This is a genomic window from Candidatus Zixiibacteriota bacterium, from assembly GCA_022865345.1.
Classification (GTDB): Bacteria; Zixibacteria; MSB-5A5; order MSB-5A5; family RBG-16-43-9; genus RBG-16-43-9.
In genome coordinates this window covers 1-3,190 of record JALHSU010000103.1, presented here as the reverse complement: position 1 = coordinate 3,190, position 3,190 = coordinate 1, and the positions used below count along the sequence as shown (strand labels likewise).

Here is a 3,190-nt window from a genome sequence, read left to right as displayed (position 1 = left end):
GGTCAGGCGAGATTTCTGACCCACTGACATATTCTGCTATTGGCACCCTCAAGCTGGTTTTGAGGGTGAAGGATGTAAACCTCACCCTTACCCTCTCTTGCGAGAATAGGGGATGGAGACGCATTCGATGCGTCTCTACGTTTCTTCGTTGGTCAGGAGACCAACGAAGAGCATGAACCTTTCCCTGACCCTCTCCTTAAAAAGGGGAGGGAAGGACCTCGCCCCCTGCAAAAACTAAAATCGGTAGACCCACGTTGCCCCCAACATGGGTATGATGAGCCCTACCTTGAGGGCAAGGTGGGGTTACTTTTTGGCCAGGAGACCAACGCCTGTTCGGTCAGGCGAGATTTCTGACCCACTGACATATTCTGCTATTGGCACCCTCAAGCTGGTTTTGAGGGTGAAGGATGTAAACCTCACCCTGACCCTCTCCTGCGAGGAGAGAGGAGGAGACGCATTCGATGCGTCTCGACAAAAAAACCCATTTTATATTTCTTAATTTTCTTGACTTAAAGGTTTTTTTGTATAAAATACTTATGCATATGAGTAATTGACAATATGAAATCTAAACAAGATAAGGAGGCATTGTGATTTTAAACTGGATTTTCTCTGAAAGAGCCTGGAAGATGAAAAGCTCCGCTATCCGGGAAATTCTCAAAATAACCGAAAGGCCGGAGATCATTTCCTTTGCCGGCGGTCTGCCTGCACCAGAGCTTTTCCCGATAGAGGAGATTAAAGAAGCCTGTGTTAAAGTATTAGAGCAAAACGGTGCTAAAGCCTTACAGTATAGTTTGACCATGGGTTATCCGCCTTTGCGCAGGTTCCTGGCTGATCGGCTTTCAAAGGACGGAACCAAGCTTACTGAGGAGAACATCCTGATCACCTGCGGGTCCCAGCAGGGGCTGGACCTGGTGGGCAAGGTTTTTATCGATCCGGGAAGTTTCATAGTGGTGGAAGATCCTACCTACCTGGGAGCTTTGCAAGCTTTCAATGCTTATGGTCCCCATTACACCACCGTGGATATGGATCAGAATGGAATTATCATTGACCAGGTAGGAGAGGCTATCAGGAAAAGCAAACCCCGTTTCATCTACGTGGTTCCGAATTTCCAGAATCCTTCAGGTATCACCATGAGCTTTGAGAGGAGAAAGCTTTTGGTCGAGCTGGCTCAGTAGTATTACGTGCCGATAATCGACGATAACCCTTACGGTGAGCTGAGGTACAGGGGAGAGGACGTCCCTTCGATTAAAGGGCTGGGGGGAGACCTGGTGATTCAGTTAGGGACTTTTTCCAAGATAATCCTGCCCGGCACCAGATTAGGGTGGATAGCGGCATCAAAGGAAGTGATGGGGGTCTTCGAAAGAATGAAGCAGGGGACTGACCTGCATACCAATACTCTCTCCCAGTATGTTATCCATGAATATGTAAAAGAGGGCAATTTAGACCGGCACATAGAGAAGATCAAAGAAGCTTATGCCAGAAGGATGAAAGTAATGCTGAAAGCATTAGAGGAATACTTCCCGGAAGAAATCACCTGGACCAAGCCGGAAGGGGGACTTTTTCTGTGGGTGGAATTGCCTGAGGGCGCATCAGCAACTGAGCTTTTGGTTAAAGCTATTTCTGAAAAAGTCGCTTATGTTCCGGGAAAGTTCTTCTTTGCCCGGGAGGATAAGGACAATACCCTGAGATTGAACTTTTGCACGATGTCCGAGGAGATAATTGAGGAAGGGATTAAAAGATTAGCCCGGGTTTTCAAGGAGAATATAAGGATTAGGCCGATTAGCGCGGGGATAAGGTAAAAAAAGGTTCAAAGGCTCAAGGAAAAAGCAAGAAAAGAAAAGGAAGACGTAAGAAGGGAGATGGAAGACGAAGCTCGTAGCGCTCGATCCGCCTGTGGCGAGATGTCGGGCGTTCTTATTTTCCAACGGATGGGTGGCACCCTCAAACCAGTTTGAGGGTGAAAATATCGGTCAGGTCAGGGGACCTGACCAACACAATTTTCCCATACTTCGCTGGTCGGGAGACCAACGAAGAGCAACCTCACCCTTACCCTCTCCTTTGAGGAGAGGGGATAAAGACGCATGCGATACGTTTCTTCGTTGGTCAGGAGACCAGTGAAGAGCGGAGTCCCTGTATAAGAACCGTCGGGTCGGGGGACCCGACGTGCACATTTAGAGGTCAAGGTTAGGTTAGTGATGGTGGAACAGGCATCTTGCCTGTTCGGTCAGGCGAGACGCCTGACCCACTGACATATACTGCTAATTTCACTCTCAGACCGGTTTGAGGATGAAAGTATCGGTCAGGTCAGGGGACCTGACCAACACAATTTTCCCATACTTCGCTGGTCGGGAGACCAACGAAGAGCATGAACCTCTCCCTAACCCTCTCCTGCGAGGAGAAGGGAGACGCATGCGATACGTTTCTTCGCTGGTCAGGAGACCAACGAAGAGCAATAAATTCTTGGAAAAATCGAGATTTGAGCAGGGTTTTTCTTCTCGTTGGAAGGTCAAATTTGACTAAAATTGTCCTAATTGCCGCTAATCTATTGATTTATTGAAACTTGTCCTGCCTATATCTATTGAAAATAATTGGTTTTTTTATGCATTTTTCTCTTGACAAACTTAAGCTAATTCATATATTTATAAGTGGCTAAACCTTGTTCTAAGGAATGCCGATAAAAACTACAAGTTGATTTCTGGATCGTGGTTGGCAGAAATCAACCCAACAAAAGTTGGTTTTTACCCTTCTAAGATTTTAATTCGCTAAATTAAAACCTCTTTCTTAAGGTCTATCTTTTTTTTCCGGATAGACAGGGGTAATTGTCAACTTGAACGTATTATGATTTTAACCATCAGGGAAGAGGGGTTGTTTAAAGGAGGTGAAGACAGGGCAAGGAAAAAAGAAACGACGAAATAAAAATTTCACCTTTGATTTTTCTTAAGGAGGAAATCAAATGAAGAAAAGTCTTTTAGTAATGTTTGTAGTGATATTAGCTATTGCCTTGGCTTTCGTGTGGGTTTGGGCAAAAGATACTGACCAGTCCAAGCAAACAGGCAAGGCAACAAGCATTCAGCCAACTGAGCAGAATAAGATTACTCCGGAATTGATCCAGGTCAGGCCCAAGGCGAGGATGATGACCGATTTATCTCAGATTCCGCAGACGAAAAAGGATCTGGGCAAAGTAGCGGAT

1 protein-coding gene and 1 pseudogene are annotated in these 3,190 nt (G+C 45.9%); both read left to right on the top strand.

The window, feature by feature from the left end; genetic code table 11:
* The first annotated feature begins 626 nt into the window (after positions 1-626).
* A pseudogene (locus tag MUP17_04710) lies at positions 627-1,799 on the top strand (PLP-dependent aminotransferase family protein).
* Between the two features lie 1,154 nt (positions 1,800-2,953).
* On the top strand, positions 2,954-3,190 hold a 237-nt coding region (locus tag MUP17_04705), incomplete at its 3' end, for a hypothetical protein (protein ID MCJ7458271.1).